16 protein-coding genes are annotated in these 16,715 nt (G+C 61.9%); 6 read left to right on the top strand and 10 right to left on the bottom strand.

The window, feature by feature from the left end:
• Positions 1-22 precede the first annotated feature (22 nt).
• Positions 23-355 carry an ArsR/SmtB family transcription factor gene (locus AC25BC_RS17855; RefSeq protein WP_012758875.1) on the bottom strand — a complete coding sequence of 111 codons (333 nt, stop codon included), beginning with the start codon at positions 353-355 and terminating at the stop codon, positions 23-25.
• Between the two features lie 69 nt (positions 356-424).
• On the opposite strand from AC25BC_RS17855, the gene AC25BC_RS17850 reads away from it, so the two are divergent.
• The 3 genes from AC25BC_RS17850 (at position 425) to AC25BC_RS17840 (ending at position 4,392) form a co-directional block, all read left to right on the top strand.
• On the top strand, positions 425-907 hold the full coding sequence (locus tag AC25BC_RS17850) for an SRPBCC domain-containing protein (protein WP_012758874.1): 483 nt from the start codon (positions 425-427) through the stop codon (positions 905-907).
• A gap of 135 nt (positions 908-1,042) precedes the next feature.
• On the top strand, positions 1,043-2,074 hold the full coding sequence (gnd, locus tag AC25BC_RS17845) for a phosphogluconate dehydrogenase (NAD(+)-dependent, decarboxylating) (RefSeq protein ID WP_012758873.1): 1,032 nt from the start codon (positions 1,043-1,045) through the stop codon (positions 2,072-2,074).
• Positions 2,075-2,280: 206 nt separating this feature from the next.
• Positions 2,281-4,392, top strand: coding sequence for a mechanosensitive ion channel family protein (locus tag AC25BC_RS17840; RefSeq protein ID WP_012758872.1), 2,112 nt, complete (start codon positions 2,281-2,283; stop codon positions 4,390-4,392).
• A gap of 6 nt (positions 4,393-4,398) precedes the next feature.
• Here the strand turns inward: AC25BC_RS17840 and AC25BC_RS17835 are convergent, their stop codons facing one another.
• Positions 4,399-4,776 (bottom strand): DoxX family protein, encoded by a 378-nt coding sequence (locus AC25BC_RS17835; RefSeq protein ID WP_012758871.1) that lies wholly within the window; start codon positions 4,774-4,776, stop codon positions 4,399-4,401.
• Positions 4,777-5,013: 237 nt separating this feature from the next.
• Here AC25BC_RS17835 and mprF point away from each other — a divergent pair, with 237 nt between their 5' ends.
• Together mprF and AC25BC_RS17825 are read left to right on the top strand one after the other, a co-directional pair.
• Positions 5,014-7,617, top strand: a complete 2,604-nt coding sequence (mprF, locus tag AC25BC_RS17830; RefSeq protein ID WP_012758870.1) for a bifunctional lysylphosphatidylglycerol flippase/synthetase MprF — start codon at positions 5,014-5,016, stop codon at positions 7,615-7,617.
• The gene (locus AC25BC_RS17825) at positions 7,614-8,996 is read left to right on the top strand and encodes a virulence factor family protein (protein WP_012758869.1); all 1,383 of its coding nucleotides are present in this window, start codon (positions 7,614-7,616) and stop codon (positions 8,994-8,996) included. The genes mprF and AC25BC_RS17825 overlap by 4 nt, the downstream gene beginning before the upstream one ends.
• A gap of 87 nt (positions 8,997-9,083) precedes the next feature.
• Here the strand turns inward: AC25BC_RS17825 and AC25BC_RS17820 are convergent, their stop codons facing one another.
• From AC25BC_RS17820 to ruvC, 8 genes are all read right to left on the bottom strand, one after another.
• Positions 9,084-9,647: a DinB family protein gene (locus tag AC25BC_RS17820; protein WP_012758868.1), complete on the bottom strand. Its 564-nt coding sequence runs from the start codon at positions 9,645-9,647 to the stop codon at positions 9,084-9,086.
• A 90-nt stretch (positions 9,648-9,737) separates the two neighbouring features.
• Complete coding sequence (locus AC25BC_RS17815; RefSeq protein ID WP_012758867.1) at positions 9,738-10,250, bottom strand: NUDIX hydrolase; 513 nt, start codon at positions 10,248-10,250, stop codon at positions 9,738-9,740.
• A gap of 6 nt (positions 10,251-10,256) precedes the next feature.
• On the bottom strand, positions 10,257-11,159 hold the full coding sequence (locus AC25BC_RS17810) for a metallophosphoesterase (protein WP_012758866.1): 903 nt from the start codon (positions 11,157-11,159) through the stop codon (positions 10,257-10,259).
• A complete protein-coding gene (gene ruvB, locus AC25BC_RS17805; protein WP_003552548.1) occupies positions 11,160-12,200 on the bottom strand; it encodes a Holliday junction branch migration DNA helicase RuvB in 1,041 nt (346 codons plus the stop codon).
• Between the two features lie 83 nt (positions 12,201-12,283).
• Positions 12,284-12,898 carry a Holliday junction branch migration protein RuvA gene (gene ruvA / locus AC25BC_RS17800; protein ID WP_012758865.1) on the bottom strand — a complete coding sequence of 205 codons (615 nt, stop codon included), beginning with the start codon at positions 12,896-12,898 and terminating at the stop codon, positions 12,284-12,286.
• Between the two features lie 13 nt (positions 12,899-12,911).
• Positions 12,912-13,328: a type II toxin-antitoxin system VapC family toxin gene (locus tag AC25BC_RS17795; protein WP_128438526.1), complete on the bottom strand. Its 417-nt coding sequence runs from the start codon at positions 13,326-13,328 to the stop codon at positions 12,912-12,914.
• The gene (locus tag AC25BC_RS17790; protein WP_003552542.1) at positions 13,309-13,572 is read right to left on the bottom strand and encodes an AbrB/MazE/SpoVT family DNA-binding domain-containing protein; all 264 of its coding nucleotides are present in this window, start codon (positions 13,570-13,572) and stop codon (positions 13,309-13,311) included. The genes AC25BC_RS17795 and AC25BC_RS17790 overlap by 20 nt, the downstream gene beginning before the upstream one ends.
• A 54-nt stretch (positions 13,573-13,626) precedes the next feature.
• Positions 13,627-14,136 carry a crossover junction endodeoxyribonuclease RuvC gene (gene ruvC, locus AC25BC_RS17785; RefSeq protein WP_003542749.1) on the bottom strand — a complete coding sequence of 170 codons (510 nt, stop codon included), beginning with the start codon at positions 14,134-14,136 and terminating at the stop codon, positions 13,627-13,629.
• A gap of 245 nt (positions 14,137-14,381) precedes the next feature.
• On the opposite strand from ruvC, the gene AC25BC_RS17780 reads away from it, so the two are divergent.
• Positions 14,382-16,697, top strand: a complete 2,316-nt coding sequence (locus AC25BC_RS17780; protein WP_012758863.1) for a methyl-accepting chemotaxis protein — start codon at positions 14,382-14,384, stop codon at positions 16,695-16,697.
• Positions 16,698-16,715 lie beyond the last annotated feature (18 nt).

Below are 16,715 nucleotides of genomic sequence, written 5' to 3'. Positions count from 1 at the left end.
AAGGCGGTTTGACGCCGGGTCATTATTCGGGCTGACCTTCCAGGTCGCCTTTCAGCCGGTCGAGGATAGAGAGCGCATGGCCGGCATAGGCGCTGATCCAGCGGTCATAGATGTGCTTGATCGGCAGGCTGTTCAGATGGTTCCAGCGCTCGCGGCCTTCCTTCCTGGCGATGACCAGATCGGCCTCTTCCAGTACCTTCAGATGCAGCATCACCGTGCAGCGATCCATCTCCGGAAACATCTCGCAAAGGGTCCCTGTGGTTCGGGGGCCATCCTTGAGCAGATCGAGGATTTCGCGGCGGCGATGATGCGCCAGCGCCTTGAAGACTGGGTCGTCGGTTGATTCGCTTGACATGTTATGTTTTTATAACATAATGACGCCAAGTACAACGGAACAGGCACAATGGAGAAGAGGAGAAGTGTCATGTCTCTCGGAATCCGCGTTTCCGGCCGCATCGGCCGTCCCGTCGCAGAGGTGTTCGATGCCGTCGTCAATCCGAAGAAGCTCAGCAGCTATTTCACCACGATCGGCGGAGCGAGCGCGCCGCTCGTGAAGGGCACGACGGTGACCTGGTGGAAGGATGCGCCGGTCGAGGTCGTCGAACTGGTGCCGGAAAGCCGCATCGTGCTGCGCTGGGATGGCGGCACTGGCGAAGACGAGGCGAAGTACAAGACGCTGGTCGAGATGAACTTCAAGCCGCTGGAAGACGGCGGCACGCTGGTGACGATCGCCGAGACCGGCTGGCGCGAAGACGATTCCGGCCGGCGCGGCACCTATCTCAACTGCGAAGGCTGGACGCAGATGCTTTGCTGCATGAAGGCTTTCGTCGAATACGGCATCAATCTGCGCGAGGGCATGTTCCTCAGCGAGATGAAGGGTGAGCCGGCCAGCGCGCCTGATATTTAACGATACGTCGATCTCGGGGAGGTCGGCGGTGCAATCGTCGCATTCGCCGAAATCACCGAGACTTTGCTTGCCTGTCACACTGCGGGTGCTAATTTCCGGATTCGATACTTCATTTCGGTTTCCAGGAGATTCATTATGCAGCTTGGCATGGTTGGTTTGGGCCGCATGGGCAATTATATGGTCCAGCGCCTGATGCGGGGCGGTCACGAATGCGTCGTTTACGACGCCAGGCCGGAAAGCGTTGCCGAGCTCGCGGGCCTCGGTGCGACCGGCAGCGCTTCGCTCGCGGAATTCGTCTCGAAGCTCACCCATCCACGCGCGATCTGGCTGATGCTGCCGGCGGCGATCGTCGACAAGGTGCTGGCGAGCCTAGTGCCGCTGCTTGAGAATGGCGATATCATCATCGACGGCGGAAACTCCTATTACCATGACGACATCCGCCGCGGCGCCGACCTCATCACCAAGGGCATCCACTATGTCGATGTCGGCACAAGCGGCGGCGTCTTCGGCCTCGAGCGCGGTTATTGCCTGATGATCGGCGGCGAGAAGGGCATCGTCGAACACCTTTCCCCGATCTTCGCGACGCTGGCGCCCGGCGTCGGCAAGACGGAAGCCTCGCCCAACCGGAGCGTCGAAGCGGCTGCGGCCAGCACCGCCGAGCAGGGTTACCTGCATTGCGGCCCGCATGGCGCCGGGCATTTCGTCAAGATGGTGCATAACGGCATCGAATACGGCCTGATGGCCGCCTATGCCGAAGGTATCAATATTCTGAAACATGCCAATATCGGCGCCGCCTCGCACGAGGCCGATGCGGAAACCGCACCGCTCGCCCATCCGGAACATTTCCAATATGATTTCAACCTGCAGGATGTCGCCGAAGTCTGGCGCCGCGGCAGTGTCATCACCTCCTGGCTGCTCGATCTTACGGCCGATGCGCTACATGCCGATCCCGCACTTTCGAAATATGCAGGCCGCGTCTCGGACAGCGGCGAAGGCCGCTGGACGATCATGGCGGCAATCGACGAAAGCGTGCCGACGCCGGTGCTGAGCGCTGCGCTCTACGGTCGCTTCTCCTCGCGCGACAATGACGAATTCGCCAACAAGGTGCTGTCGGCGATGCGCGCGGGCTTCGGCGGCCACGTGGAAAAACCGGCCGTGAAATCCTGAAGGCGAGCGACTTCACTCACCGTTCCGACAAAGCCATCATTCTGAAATCGAGCGCGGCGTTTCGTTTCGAAGAGGCGGCGACGTTGACCTTTCCTAGCCATCAGTATGGTTTTCCTACTGCTTGCTGGCGGCAACGGTCGCGAGTATCCATTGCAAAATGTCGGCGCTGCTCTGCACAAGCGACCGACATTTCATTGGAGGCGGTCATGGAGCGTGGCATGGCAAGGGGCTTGAAGGCCGTCATATTCGGCATGCTGACATTGCTCGCGCTTTTTTCGGCGGTTTCGCCTGGCTTTGCCCAGACGTCGCCGGCGCAGGTGTCGGCCGCGGCCGCCCCGCCGGCCGAGGTGCGTCAGATGATGGAGCTGATGCAGACTCCTCAGGTCAAACAATGGATGTCGACGCAAATGGCGGCAGCACCCGCGAGCGATTCGGCGGCCGGCGACCAGATGTCGGTGCTGTCAGGTCTGCTCCAGCATGCCCGTCGGCACGTCTCGATGGTCTCCGATGCAGCGATGACACTGCCCTCGCAGGTCGGCCATGCTTCTTCGCTGTTTTTCGGCGAGATCGCCGCCATCGGCTGGCCACGCATGATAGCGCAGTTTCTGGCGATTTTCCTGCTCGGCACCATCGTCGAGCGCATTGCCCGCTATGCCTTCCGCCGCCGTCGCCAGGCGGCGCAGATGGCGGGCATGCATCTCGCCCCGCGCGTCATTCCGGCGCTGATCTTTGCGATGGCGACGGCACTTGCTCTTCTCAGCGTCAGCTGGCCGCCGGTCAGCCAGAGCATCGCGATCGTTTGCGTTGTCGCGCTCGTGGTCCAGCGCTTCACCATCTGCCTTGGTGGCGTGCTGGTCGATCTCATCGGGCTGGCGCGAGCCGAGGAAGAACGACAGGAGATCACCGCTCCGATCATGCCGGCGCGTGACGTCGCATTCTTCTGGTATCGGCGCTGTGCAACCTTCGTCATCTATTTCATTTTCGGCTGGGCGGTGATCCAGTCGATGGAGCCGCTCGGCTATTCTGCGAGCGTGCGGCTCCTCGTCGGCTATATCCTTGGCATCGGCCTATTGTTGATTGCGATCGAGGCGGTCTGGTCGCGGCCGCATAAGGACGAGAAGCGTGGTCACGGGACCTCCTGGGCGCTCACCGTCTATTTCCTGTTGCTCTGGAGCCTCTGGGTCGCAGGCTTCAACTGGCTGCTCTGGCTCGGCATTTACGTGTTGCTGCTGCCGCGCGTGCTTGCCGTCTCGACGATTGCGGTAAAATCGCTGCAGCAGACCGAAGCGAGCTTCCTTGCCACGCGGCCCATTGCAGCCGTGCTGCTCGACCGTGGCGTGCGGGCGCTGATCATTGCCGTTGCCGCCATCTGGCTTGGGCATATGCTCGGCGTCGGTGCCGATACGATGGCGGCCGGCGAAACGATGATCGACAAGATCGCGCGCGGCGTGATCGGCGGCATCGTCATCCTGCTTGCCGCCGATCTGCTCTGGCATGTCGTCAAGGCCTATATCGACGGCAAGCTGCTTGAATCATCCGTGGATGGCGGAGCAACGGATGAGGAGAAGGCCAAACGCGCGCGGATACAGACGCTGTTGCCGATCTTCCGCAATATCCTTGCCGTCGTCATTGCCGTCATCGCCGTTCTGATGGTGCTCTCCGGCCTCGGTATCGAAATCGGGCCGCTGATTGCCGGCGCCGGTGTCGTCGGCGTTGCGGTCGGTTTCGGCGCGCAGACGATCGTCAAGGACGTCATCAGCGGCATGTTCTATCTCTGGGACGATGCCTTCCGCATCGGCGAATATATCGAAAGCGGCAGCCACAAGGGCGTGGTCGAGGCCTTCAGCCTGCGTTCGGTGAAGCTCAGACATCATCGCGGGCCGCTGACGACGGTGCCGTTCGGTGAACTCGGCGCAGTGAAGAACCTCAATCGCGACTGGACGATCGACAAGATCAGCCTCAACGTCAAATACGACACCGATCTCGTCAAGGCGAAGAAGGTGATCAAGCAGATCGGCCAGACGCTGCTCGAAAATCCGGAATTCGGCCCTCATATCATCGAGACTCTGAAGATGAAGGGTGTCGAGCAGTTCGGCGAATTCGCCATCGAAATCCGGCTGTCGATGATGACGAAGCCCGGCGAGCAATTCGTCATCCGCCGCAATGCGCTGGCGATGATTCGTAATGCCTTCCAGGAAAACGGTATCGAATTCGCCGTGCCGACGGTGCAGGTGGCGGGCGACCGCGACGCGGAGGTGGATGCTGCCGTCGCACGATACGCCGCGCATGCGCGGGCGGGCGCCGAACCGGCGGCATGAACCGCTTCACATCGCGCCGGCTGCTGCTATCAGCAGGCCGCCGATGATCGCCAGGTTGGTTTTCCAGGTATTGATCGCGCTGTCGCGCGCCGTTCCCTGCATGTCCCAGAAATTCAGCAGCATGACGGTGGCCGCCAGCGTGAAGACGATGAGACCGAATGCCGCTGCCGCGACAAAAAGGCCGAGCATCAGCAGGATGCCGGCGACGATCTGGAACATGCTGCCCAAGACCAGCACCCATTTCGCAAAAGGGAGGCCGCGGGCTTCGATCGCCTCGGTCAGCGGCACGATGACGAAAAAATGATGAACGCCGCCAGCGACATAGAGGCCGCCGAGCAGCAGGCGGCCGAGAGCAAGCATCACCAAGGCCGAACCATCCTGCATATCGAACCTTTCTCTCGCGTCTCAACTCTCCATCGAGCGCAAGGCTCTGCCGAAGCTTACGAAAATGCAATGTGCTGCGCCGCTCGCCTGCGCAAATTCGCCCCAATTGAGGATGATTGAGGCGCAGGCGGCGGGGCTGGGGTAGCAGCGGCATAGCTTCATAGAGCTTATATGCCTTTCATGTTACGTCATCTGAAATGATTCCCGCCAAGCTGGCAGTTGCAGCAGGGTACGAGAATGTCGGGGCACGGCAATTTGGAAGAGATTGAAGAAGCGGACGGGTTTTCTTTTGGCGGTCTATTCAGACGGTACAGAACGCCGCTGCTGGCAGCCGCATCACTGGTGGTCTTCTGCCTCGTCGGTTACGCCATCATGCAGCTCACCAACGAGGTGCGCTATGACGACGTCGTCGGTGCGCTCGCCGCCACCAGGCCGAGCTCGATCCTGCTTGCGTTGTTCTTCACGGCGCTCAGTTTCCTCGCACTGATCTTCTACGATCTCAACGCCATCGAATATATCGGCAAGAAGCTGCCCTTTCCGCATGTCGCGCTGACGGCGTTCAGTGCCTATGCCGTCGGCAATACCGCCGGTTTCGGCGCCCTGTCTGGGGGGGCGATTCGCTACCGCGCCTATACGCGCCTCGGGCTCTCGCCGGAGGATATCGGACGCATCATCGCCTTCGTCACGCTGTCCTTCGGATTGGGGCTTGCGGGCGTCGCGGCAATCGCCCTCATCGTCATCGCCGACGAGATCGGCCCGCTCGTCGGCATCAGCCCCTTCCTTCTTCGGCTGATCGCCGGTTCGATCGTCGCCATTCTGGGCGCGGTGATGATCATCGGCCGTGACGGGCGCGTGCTCGATCTTGGCCCTGTGGCAATCCGCCTGCCGGATTCGCGTACCTGGTCGCGGCAGTTCCTCGTCACAGCCTTCGATATCGCCGCCTCGGCGTCGGTGCTCTATGTGCTGCTGCCGCAGACAGCCATCGGCTGGCCGGTCTTCCTCGCCGTCTATGCGATCGCCGTCGGTCTCGGCGTGCTCAGCCATGTTCCGGCCGGGCTCGGCGTGTTCGAGACCGTGATCATCGCCTCGCTCGGCAGCGCGGTGAACATCGATGCCGTGCTCGGATCGCTGGTGCTCTACCGGCTGGTCTACCATGTGCTGCCGCTGCTGATCGCCGTGCTCGCGGTCTCGGCGGCGGAGCTGCGTCGTTTCGTCGACCATCCGGCGGCCTCCAGCATGCGGCGCATCGGCGGACGGCTGATGCCGCAGCTGCTGTCGGCTCTCGCGCTGCTGCTCGGCGTCATGCTGGTGTTTTCGAGCGTCACGCCGACGCCGGACCAGAACCTCGAATTCCTCTCCAACTATCTGCCACTGCCGATGGTCGAAGGGGCGCATTTCCTCTCCAGCCTGTTGGGGCTGGCACTCGTCGTCGCCGCGCGCGGCCTCGGCCAGCGGCTCGACGGCGCCTGGTGGGTCGCCGTGTTCTCGGCGCTTGCCGCGCTGACCTTGTCGCTGCTGAAGGCGATCGCGCTTGTCGAAGCGGCTTTTCTTGCCTTCCTCATCTTCGGGCTCTTCGTCAGCCGCCGGCTCTTTACCCGCCAGGCCTCGCTGCTCAACCAGGCGCTGACGGCGTCCTGGCTGATGGCGATCGCCGTGATCGTCGTCGGGGCTGTCGTCATCCTGCTCTTCGTCTATCGCGACGTCGAATACAGCAACCAGCTCTGGTGGCAGTTCGAATTCACCGCCGAGGCGCCGCGCGGGCTGCGCGCCGTGCTCGGCATCACCATCATTTCGTCGGCGATCGCCGTCTTCAGCCTGCTCCGACCGGCGAGCTTCCGGCCGGAGCAGGCGACGGACGAGGCGCTGGCGCGTGCCGTCGAGATCGTCATGAAGCAGGGCAATGCCGATGCCAATCTTGTGCGCATGGGCGACAAGAGCATCATGTTCTCGGAAAACGGCGATGCCTTCATCATGTATGGCCGGCAGGGCCGCTCCTGGATCGCGCTGTTCGATCCGGTCGGCGACCATCGCGCCGTGCAGGAACTCGTCTGGCGTTTCGTCGAAGCGGCGCGCGCCGCCGGCTGCCGGGCCGTGTTCTATCAGATATCGCCGGCGCTGCTGTCCCATTGCGCCGATGCCGGCCTGCGCGCCTTCAAGCTCGGCGAACTGGCGGTGGCCGATCTCAGGACCTTCGAGATGAAGGGCGGCAAATGGGCAAACCTTCGCCAGACGGCAAGCCGCGCCCAGCGCGACGGGCTGGAATTCGCCGTCGTCGAACCGCAGGACTTGTCTTCGGTCATCGATGATCTTGCCGCGGTTTCGACGGCCTGGCTCGAGCATCACAATGCCAAGGAAAAGGGCTTCTCGCTCGGCGCGTTCGATTTCGATTATGTCTCCTCGCAGCCGGTCGGCATCCTGAAAAAGGACGGCAGGATCGTCGCCTTCGCCAATATCCTCGTGACCGAATCCAGACAGGAGGGCACGATCGATCTCATGCGCTTCTCGCCGGACGCGCCGAAGGGCTCGATGGACTTTCTCTTCGTGCAGATCATGGAATATCTGCGAGGGCAGGGTTTCACCCACTTCAATCTCGGCATGGCGCCTCTCTCCGGCATGTCGAAACGCGAGGCGGCGCCCGTCTGGGACCGCATCGGCAGCACCGTCTTCGAACACGGCGAGCGCTTCTATAACTTCAAAGGCCTTCGGGCATTCAAATCCAAGTTTCATCCGCACTGGCAACCGCGCTATCTTGCGGTCTCAGGAGGGGGCAATCCGATGATCGCGTTGATGGACGCGACATTTCTGATTGGGGGCGGATTGAAAGGGGTAGTGAGAAAATGATCAGAACAATCCTTCTTGCCACGGCATGCGCCTGCATGCTCGCGGCCGCACCGGCTGACGCCGCCGAAGAGACCACGCAGAGTTTCGAAACCGGGCTCATCCCGTCGCCGCACATCTTCCTGCCGGAAGGGGAGGTGAAGGGCACGGTGATGCTGATCTCGGATGCCGCCGGCTGGGGCGATTATGAGAAGGGCGAAGCCGACAGGTTGGTCGCCGAAGGCGCCGTTGTCATCGGCGTCGACTTTCCATCCTATATCCAGGCGCTCGGCCAGTACGACGTCAGCCTCAACGACGGCTGTGTCTACATGGTGTCGGACATCGAATCGCTGAGCCAGCAGGTGCAGCGCGCGACCGGCAACAACGCCTATCACCTGCCGATCGTCGCCGGTATCGGCGAGGGCGGGGCCTTGGCGCTGGCGATCGCCGCGCAAACGCCGGATGCGACGATCGGCCAGACACTTGCCGTTAATCCGGCCGCCGGCATTCCGCTTGCCAAGGAGCTTTGCACGCCGGCGTCCAAGCAGGTGGTCGGCGAACGCACGGTCTATGGCCTCAGCGACGGCATCCTGCCGGACCCGATCGTTACCGTCTTCACGCCTGAGGCCAACAAGGATGGTCGGGCGCATGCCGAGGCGCTGAAGAAGGCCCATGACGCGATCGAGATCCGCGATTCCACCGACGATGCGCAGACGGCGTTTGCCGATACGCTCGACGATCTCGTCACCGCCTCCGGCGCCTTCGGCAACCCGCTCGGCCTGCCGCTGGCGGTGCTCGAGGCAACGCCGGCCTTCGATACGATGGCGGTGATCTATTCCGGCGACGGCGGCTGGCGCGACATCGACAAGGAGGTCGGCGGCACGCTGCAGAAGGAAGGTATTCCGGTCGTCGGCGTCGATTCGCTCCACTATTTCTGGAAGGAGCGCAAGCCGGAGGAGACAGCTGCCGATCTTTCGAAGATCATCGATTTCTACCGCAAGCAGTGGAAGGTGAAGCATGTCCTGCTCGTCGGTTATTCCTTCGGCGCCGATGTCGTGCCCGCCACCTACCAGCTCCTCAAGCCAGCCGAAAAGTCGGCGGTGGCGCAATTGTCGCTGCTGTCGCTTTCGCACCAAGTCGACTACGTCATCTCTGTTCTCGGCTGGCTCGGCCAGAAGACGGAAGGGGCGGGAGGCGATCCTGTCGGCGATCTGAAGAACATCGATCCGAAGCTCGTGCAATGCATCTACGGCAAGGACGACGATGACGATGTTGCCTGTCCGGCGCTGAAGGATAGCGGCGCCGAGGTCATCGAACTGCCCGGCGATCATCACTTCGACGAGAATTACGATCTTCTCACCAAGACAATCATCGACGGGCTGAAGAAGCGGCTGCAGAATTAATGCATGTCGCCCAAAACTGTGCAGCGGTTTTGGGACCACGACAGGCATCAAATAGAGACTTAAAACACTCGCGGCCCGCAGGACGCGCTAACGCATCAGCGTTTCTTCGCTCCAGCCGAGCGTGGCGAGTTCGCCGCCACGGAACCGGGCATCGTCGGCAACGATGAATTCGTCGAGTTGCGGCGGAGCGACGCTGGTGCCGGAGAGCATCGCATGCACCTGCCCGCGATGATGGGTCTGATGCTGGAAGAGGTGGCCGAGCACGTCCTCCATCCGCTCTTCTTGAATGCGGTCGCCGCGATGGAGGCTGATGGTCGAGATGAGTCTCTCCGGCGTCAGGGCCTCGCAAAGTGCCGTCAGGCGCTGATCGACCTTCGCCTGCGCCTCTGTCAGCGAGGAAACGTCATCGAACGGTTCGTCGACCTCGAAGGCCTTGAGCCCGAGCGTGCCGCCTTCCAGGCCGTCGACATAGAACCAGTCGACCGTGATGATATGGTTCAAGGTTTCCTTGATCGAGGGGAAGAAACTGGTGCGCGGCGCTTCGAATTCGCTGGGCTTCAGTGTCGCGCAGGCCTGAAGCAGCCGGCGGTTGGCAAGGGCGTTGTTGTAGGCAAGTTTGCGAAATGGCCTGACAGGATCGAAGGTCGGCATCGGCGCATCTCCTCTTTAAAGGCTTTTGGCGACAGCACCGCCACCTTTTAAGGCGCGCAAAGGGCGCTGTAACACCTTGAATTGCCTGCGTCAGTCTTTGCCGTCGAGATCGCCGTCCCGCCAGACGAGATGACGCGGCACAACGGGAAGGGTTTCGATTTCATCGGCGATGAAATAGGGCGGGATGTCGAGTGCGGACAGGGCATTACGCGTTGCCGGCACCCATTTGAACTCGAGATGGTTGTCGCCGTCCTCGACCCGATGGATGATCTCGCCGGACAAGAAGGGGAATTCTGGCGGAATCTCCATCAGATAATAGAGGCCGAGTTCATGCCAGTCGCGCTGTTCGTAGCGGAAAAAATTCTCGACGATCCAGAGCAGGCGATGGACGGTCACCTCTACGCCCAGTTCCTCCACTATCTCCCGTTTCAGCGTTTGCTCCGACGTCTCGCCGATTTCCGCCCTGCCGCCCGGAAAGGTCCAGAAGGGCTCATGCACGGCGCGATGGACGAGCACGTGGCCGTCACGAAAGCCGAGGCCGGCGATGCGATAGTTGAAACGCTCAGCGCCCGCATTCAGGCGGATGAGAGTGCGCTTGGCCATGCCATTCTATCCAAGATCGATCACGACAATTTCCGGCGGCACGCCGAAGCGCACCGGCGCGATGGAGCAGCCGAGGCCACCGGAGACGATGATATTACGCCCCTCCTCGATCATATGACCATAGGCGTAGCGGTTGCCGTAGCGCGAGGGCACGATAGGCGAACGGCCGAGCAAACGGATCTGTCCGCCATGCGTGTGACCCGATAGCGTCAGCGACACACGCTCCGGCACGCGCGGAAAGATATCGGGTTCATGGGCAAGCAGGATGACCGGCGCATCGTCCGTCACCTGAGCCATCGTTCCCTCGAGATCGTCGAGGCCGAGCATCTGCGTGCGGCCCCACTTCCGGCCCGGCAGAAGCGCTAGCTGATCTTCGAGGCCTGCGAGCCAAAAGCCGCTGCCATCCTTTTCGAGCCGGACGGCGCGGTTGCCATAGACCGGGATGCCGACGTCGGCGAAGGCTCGGTGTCCGAATGTTTCCATCCCGCCGTTCTTCTGGGCGGTCCTGTCCTCCCACCAATCGTGGTTGCCCATGACCGCATGGACGCCGAGAGGGGCCTGCAAGGTGGCGAGCGCCTTCGACCATTGGCTCGAATGCACGTACTGCGTCACCATGTTCATGCCGGCGGCGTAATCGCCGAGCAGGACGGTGACGTCGCCTTCGAGTTCATTCGCCGTGTGGCAGATCGCGGCAATGCGGCTTGCCGACATCCAGGGTTCGCAGGCATGGAGATCGGCGAGCGCGACGACGCGTAGCTTGAGCCCTGGCGTCCATCCCGGCGGCGTCAGCTGGTAGCGGGTGATGGCGAGCCGCGCGAGCGGTTCATAAGCAAAGGCATAACCACCGAGCGACATGACGCCGGCGAAACCGCCGCCGAGAACCTTCAAAAATCCGCGGCGGGTGATCACTCAGTTGTCCTCCTGGAACAGCCGGAACTGCGCAGCCTCCATATCCTTTGGCGGTTGCATTCCCAGATGTTTCCACGCGATTGCGGTCAGAACACGGCCGCGTGGCGTGCGCTGAATGAAACCCTGCTGGATCATGTAGGGCTCGATGATGTCCTCGATCGCGTCGCGCGGCTCGGAAAGGCCGGCGGCAATGGTTTCGATGCCGACCGGGCCGCCGCCGAAATTGACCGCGATCATGTTGAGGTAACGTTTGTCGAGCTGGTCGAAGCCGACATTGTCGACCAGCAGGCGGGTCAGCGCCTCGTCGGCGATCTCGCGGGTGACGGCTTCTGCCCTTGCCACCTCGGCAAAGTCGCGCACGCGCCGCAACAGCCGGCCGGCGATGCGCGGAGTGCCACGGGCGCGTCTTGCGATCTCGCGGGCGCCCTCCTCGGTGATCGGCAGGTTCATCAGCCGCGCGCCGCGGCGCACGATCAGCTCCAGCTCCTCGACGGTATAGAAACTCAGGCGCACCGGAATGCCAAAGCGGTCGCGCAGCGGCGTCGTCAACAGGCCGAGGCGGGTTGTGGCCGCCACCAGCGTGAATTTCGACAGGTCGATCTTCACCGAGCGAGCGGCAGGGCCTTCCCCGATGATGAGGTCGAGCTGGAAATCTTCCATGGCCGGATAGAGGATTTCCTCGACGGCGGGATTGAGGCGATGGATTTCGTCGATGAAGAGCACGTCGCGCTCCTCGAGATTGGTGAGCAGGGCAGCGAGATCGCCGGCCTTGGCGATCACCGGGCCCGACGTCGAGCGAAAGTTGACGCCGAGCTCTTTGGCCATAATCTGCGCCAGCGTCGTCTTGCCGAGGCCGGGCGGACCGACGAAGAGCACATGGTCCAGCGCTTCGCCGCGGTTTTTCGCCGCCTCGATGAAGACCTTGAGATTGGCGCGCGCCTCCGCCTGGCCGGTGAACTCGTCCAGCGATTGCGGGCGCAACGTGATATCAAGGTCTTCGCCCCGCTTTTCCGGCGATATCAGGCGGGCGGGTTCGCTCATGCTCTCATTCCGTTTTGAATCCTGTCACACCAATACACCAAAAAACGGCTGCCTCGACATCCCATCATCGGTTTTGCGGCTTTTCACCGCGCCAGTTCCTTCAATCCCAGCCTGATCAGCTTGGCGCTGTCGGCGTTATCACCCGCCGTCTTCATTGCCGCGGCAACCGCATTGGCGGCCTGGTCGCGGGAATAGCCGAGGTTGGTCAATGCGGACACCGCATCGGCGACCGGTGCTGCCGCGACGCCTTCACCGAGTTCCTGCTTGAGAGCGATATTGATTGCTTCCCCGGCAAAGGCAGGCGCCCGGTTCTTGAGCTCGGTGACGAGGCGCATCGCCACTTTCGGACCGACGCCCGGCGCGCGGGAGACGGCAGTGCGGTCCTGCAGGGCGATCGCATTAGCCAGTTCGCCTGGGGTCAACGTCGAGAGCACGGCGAGCGCCACCTTGGCGCCGACGCCCTGGACGCTTTGGAGCAGGTTGAACCATTCCCGCTCTAGCGCGGTCATGAAGCCAAAGAGCTTCAACTGATCCTCGCGCACATAGGTCTCGATGAACAGCACGCAGGCCTCGCCAGCCGAGCCAAGCTTCGACAGGGTGCGGGCCGAGCAATGGGCGACGTAGCAGACGCCGTGCACATCGACGAGCACATAGTCTTCGCCGATCTCGTCTATGGTGCCTTTCAGCTTGCCGATCATGGGTCGCGGTCTCTCAAGGATGCGTTTCGGGAGAAATGATGTCCAACTCAGGGAAATAGGAGCGGTAGCGCGCGCCATCGCGCGTCAGAAGGCGGTGCGATCGAACGAGGGCGTGCGCCCCGATGAAAAAATCCGGCAGGGTGCGATCGCGCAGGCCGCCGTTTCTCCGGTACTGCGCGTGGGCCATGCCGGCCCAGTACGCGGCGGGAAACGGCAGGGCCTCGCGGATCAGGTTCAGCCGCGACAGGAGAAATGCAAGGGTTTCCTCGCGCGGGGTCATGCTTGCCAACTCCGCCCAGACGACCGGTGTCATGATGAATTGCGAATCCGGACGCAGTATGCTCAACGCCCGTGCGGACCATTCCCTGAAAGGATTATCCGGCCCGAAAATATCGATGAAGATGTTCGTATCAACGAGGACTGAGGTCATCACGTGGTCCCCTCAACCATTCCATGAATTCATCGGTCGTCATGCCGCTGGTGTCGAGGGTCCCGCTCATACTGCCGAGCCAGGATTCAAAATCGTCCTGTGATGGCTCTATCCTGCTGGATAGGACAACGAGGCGGGCACCCTTTTCATCGGCAACGAAATCCACCTCGGATCCCGGGCCGATCTTCAAACGGTCTCGGATGTCCTTGGGAATGGTCACCTGGCCTTTTTCCGTCACGCGCATGGTAATACCTCCGAGGTATTACTTATCATCGAATGGGAACAAGTCAAGAACAGATTAGCCAGCCAGCGCCTGCCGCATCCGGTTGCTGCCGCGATTATGCGCATGGCAGATGGCGATCGCCAGGGCGTCGGCGGCGTCGTTGCCCTTGAATTCGACCTTCGGCATCAGGATCTTCAACATCATGTGGATCTGCTGCTTTTCGCCATGGCCGACGCCGATGACGGCCTTCTTCACGGCGTTCGGGGCATATTCGGAGACCGGCAACCCGGCGCGCGCCGGCACCAGCATGGCGATGCCGCGGGCCTGGCCAAGCTTCAGGGTCGCCACCGCATCCTTGTTGACGAAGGTTTGCTCGACGGCGGCCTCATCCGGCTTATAGCTGTGGACGATCTCCGCCAGGCCGTCGTGCAATTGGCAAAGGCGGGAGGCAAGGTCCATGTCTCCATCGGAGGTCACGGTTCCGGATGCCACAAACCGCAGGGAATTGCCTGATGTCTCGATGATTCCCCAGCCGGTGCGGCGAAGACCGGGATCGATGCCGACGATGCGAATCGTATTTTGCATGGTTCAACCTATAGCGATTGCGAAATAACTGCCATCGATATGTGAACAAAACAAAAACATTCCTGGATTTCGGCCCCGCCATTTACCGCGAATTAAAACAGATGCCTGAATTCTAGTCACCGAATACGAGAGAGGCTGCTTTTCGCGAAGATTTAAGCCTCCGATGTTCTGTTTATAGGTCAGTTGATCAGGCATGCGCTGCGTGCCCGCGCTTGGCAGGCGCGTTCAGAAGGGGTTCGTCGTACATGGCTCGGAGATTTCAATCCCTTTCCTTTAAGGTCATCGCCACATTCATTCTGCTGACCGTGCTGTCGATCGCGGTCATCGATGTGCTTGCCTATTTCGCCAGCAGCCGCATTTCCGACGAGCAGGCGCTGAAGGCCAAGGAAAGCGTGCTGATCTTTCGCGGCGACATGCTGCAGGACCAGCTGACGCAGCTTGAAAACCAGGCCAACTCCATCGCGCGCATCGAGGCGCTGCAGATGTCGATCACCAACCTGAAGAGCGGCTGGAAGACCATCGAGAAGACCGCGGGCGATGCCCGTGCCGAGCTGAAGAAGGTTTTCATAGTAGGCAACCCCAACCCCGCCGACCAACGCGAGAAGCTCATCAAGCCGGAAGGGCCGAGCGGCTTTTATTATTCGAGCCACGAGAAGACGCAGGGTGAAGTTGCCCGCGACCTCGAGGATACCGCCTTCAGCGATCTGCTGATCGTCGATCTCGAAGGTACCGTGCTCTATTCCTATAAGAAGGAAGACGATTTCGCCGAAAACCTGAAGTCGGACGCCTGGAAGGCGACCGGTGCCGGCATCGCTTTCGCCAAGGCGATCGAGAATACCGCCAGGGCGACCGATGACGCCGCGCCGACAGGCTTTTCCGGCCTTCGCGTCGATGCCGGCAGCGGCAAGTCGGCGATCTTCTATGCCGTGCCGATCGTCAAGCTTGGAGCGGCCAAGGGCATCATTCTCTTCAAGGTGCGGGACGAGATCGTCACCGGCATCCTTGCCAAGGGCATCGTCCAGGGCAGCACGGCACGGGCGGCGATCGTCTCCGGCGATGGCTCCGCCGTCGGCCTCGACGCGAGCGGCAAGCTTGCAACGCTCGATGCGACACCCTTCACCTTCATCAAGAGCGCGCTTGCCAGTTCGGCGATGACGGTGGCCGACTTCGGCCGGACGGACGGCGCGGCCCGCGCCTATGTCCGCGGCATCGACTATCGCGGCGATCGCTTCCTCGTGGTCGAAAGCGTGCTTCTGAGCGAGCTTAATGCCGGCTCGATCGAGATCGCCACTCTGCTGACGATGATCGGCATCGGTGTGCTCGTCGTCATGGCGATCGCGACCGGCCTCATCACCAATTTCTTGTTTTCGCCGCTTGCACGGCTTGCCGGCGTCACCCGCGATGTCGCCGACGGCAAGCTCGACAGCGAGATCGGCAGCCTGAACCGCAAGGACGAGATCGGCACGATGGCCAACGCGCTCGACCGCTTCCGCCACTCGCTGATCGAAAGCCGCGAGCTCGAAGCCGCGAGCGAAGAGACGCGCCTGCAGGCCGAGCACGACCGCCAGCAGAATCTGGCCGAGCGTGAGGCCGAGGCGAAGACGCTGCAGCAGGTGGTCGAGGCGCTCGACGAGGGTCTGCATCATCTGGCGAATGGCGATCTCGCCTATCAGATCGATACCCGCTTCCCGAACGAGCTTGAAAGCCTGCGCGTCAATTTCAACGAGGCGCTGGCGACGCTCAGCGAAACCATGACGGCGATCGGCGGTAACTCGATGGCGGTGCGCGCCGGCTCCGAGGAGATGCGCACCGGTGCCGACGAACTTGCCGGGCGCACCGAGCGCCAGGCCGGCTCGATCACCGAGACCGCGAATGCGATCAGCGCCATCACCCAGTCGGTCCGCCAGCAGATCGCGCGGGCCGAACAGGCCGAGCGCATCGCCCGCGACGCCAAGAAGGAGACGACCGGCTCCGGCCAGATCATGCGCGAGACGATCGCGGCGATGGAGGCGATCCAGGCCTCCTCGCGCCAGATCAACACGATCATCTCGGTCATCGACGACATCGCCTTCCAGACCAACCTCCTGGCACTTAATGCAGGCGTCGAGGCGGCGCGCGCCGGTGAATCCGGCAAGGGCTTCGCCGTCGTCGCCATGGAAGTGCGCGAGCTGGCCCAGCGTTCGTCGAGTGCCGCAAAGGAAATCTCCAGCCTGCTGCAGAAATCGACGCATGAGGTCGAAAGCGGCGTTACGCTTGTGGAAAAAGCGGGCGTTGCGCTGACGGGCATCGGTGCCCATGTCGAGGCGATCAACGGGCAGATCAACGAGATCATGAGTGCGACCCGCGAGGAGGCCAATACGCTGCGCGAGATCAATAGCGCCGTTGCCGAACTCGACGCGATGACGCAGCAGAACGCCTCGATGGTCGAAGAGACGACGGCGGCGATCCACCGGCTGGCGACGGAAGCCCTGGAAATGGACCGCCAGCTCGGCAATTTCACGCTGCCGCCCGGCCACCACCAGCCGATCGCCGAGGTGCATGTGCTGCGCCGTCACCGATAAATTATCGCTTGTGACATT

The sequence above is a fragment of the Rhizobium sp. WSM409 genome (assembly GCF_057653825.1).
Note: the sequence above shows the minus strand (reverse complement) of the source record. Positions and strands in the feature narration are given on the sequence as shown.

Excerpts from the sequence above, each read along its gene's own strand:
- AC25BC_RS17855 (WP_012758875.1), bottom strand. The coding sequence starts at position 355 with ATGTCAAGCGAATCAACCGACGACCCAGTCTTCAAGGCGCTGGCGCAT.
- AC25BC_RS17850 (WP_012758874.1), top strand. The coding sequence starts at position 425 with ATGTCTCTCGGAATCCGCGTTTCCGGCCGCATCGGCCGTCCCGTCGCA.
- gnd (WP_012758873.1), top strand. The coding sequence starts at position 1,043 with ATGCAGCTTGGCATGGTTGGTTTGGGCCGCATGGGCAATTATATGGTC.
- AC25BC_RS17840 (WP_012758872.1), top strand. The coding sequence starts at position 2,281 with ATGGAGCGTGGCATGGCAAGGGGCTTGAAGGCCGTCATATTCGGCATG.
- AC25BC_RS17835 (WP_012758871.1), bottom strand. The coding sequence starts at position 4,776 with ATGCAGGATGGTTCGGCCTTGGTGATGCTTGCTCTCGGCCGCCTGCTG.
- mprF (WP_012758870.1), top strand. The coding sequence starts at position 5,014 with ATGTCGGGGCACGGCAATTTGGAAGAGATTGAAGAAGCGGACGGGTTT.
- AC25BC_RS17825 (WP_012758869.1), top strand. The coding sequence starts at position 7,614 with ATGATCAGAACAATCCTTCTTGCCACGGCATGCGCCTGCATGCTCGCG.
- AC25BC_RS17820 (WP_012758868.1), bottom strand. The coding sequence starts at position 9,647 with ATGCCGACCTTCGATCCTGTCAGGCCATTTCGCAAACTTGCCTACAAC.
- AC25BC_RS17815 (WP_012758867.1), bottom strand. The coding sequence starts at position 10,250 with ATGGCCAAGCGCACTCTCATCCGCCTGAATGCGGGCGCTGAGCGTTTC.
- ruvB (WP_003552548.1), bottom strand. The coding sequence starts at position 12,200 with ATGAGCGAACCCGCCCGCCTGATATCGCCGGAAAAGCGGGGCGAAGAC.
- ruvA (WP_012758865.1), bottom strand. The coding sequence starts at position 12,898 with ATGATCGGCAAGCTGAAAGGCACCATAGACGAGATCGGCGAAGACTAT.
- AC25BC_RS17795 (WP_128438526.1), bottom strand. The coding sequence starts at position 13,328 with ATGACCTCAGTCCTCGTTGATACGAACATCTTCATCGATATTTTCGGG.
- AC25BC_RS17790 (WP_003552542.1), bottom strand. The coding sequence starts at position 13,572 with ATGCGCGTGACGGAAAAAGGCCAGGTGACCATTCCCAAGGACATCCGA.
- ruvC (WP_003542749.1), bottom strand. The coding sequence starts at position 14,136 with ATGCAAAATACGATTCGCATCGTCGGCATCGATCCCGGTCTTCGCCGC.
- AC25BC_RS17780 (WP_012758863.1), top strand. The coding sequence starts at position 14,382 with ATGGCTCGGAGATTTCAATCCCTTTCCTTTAAGGTCATCGCCACATTC.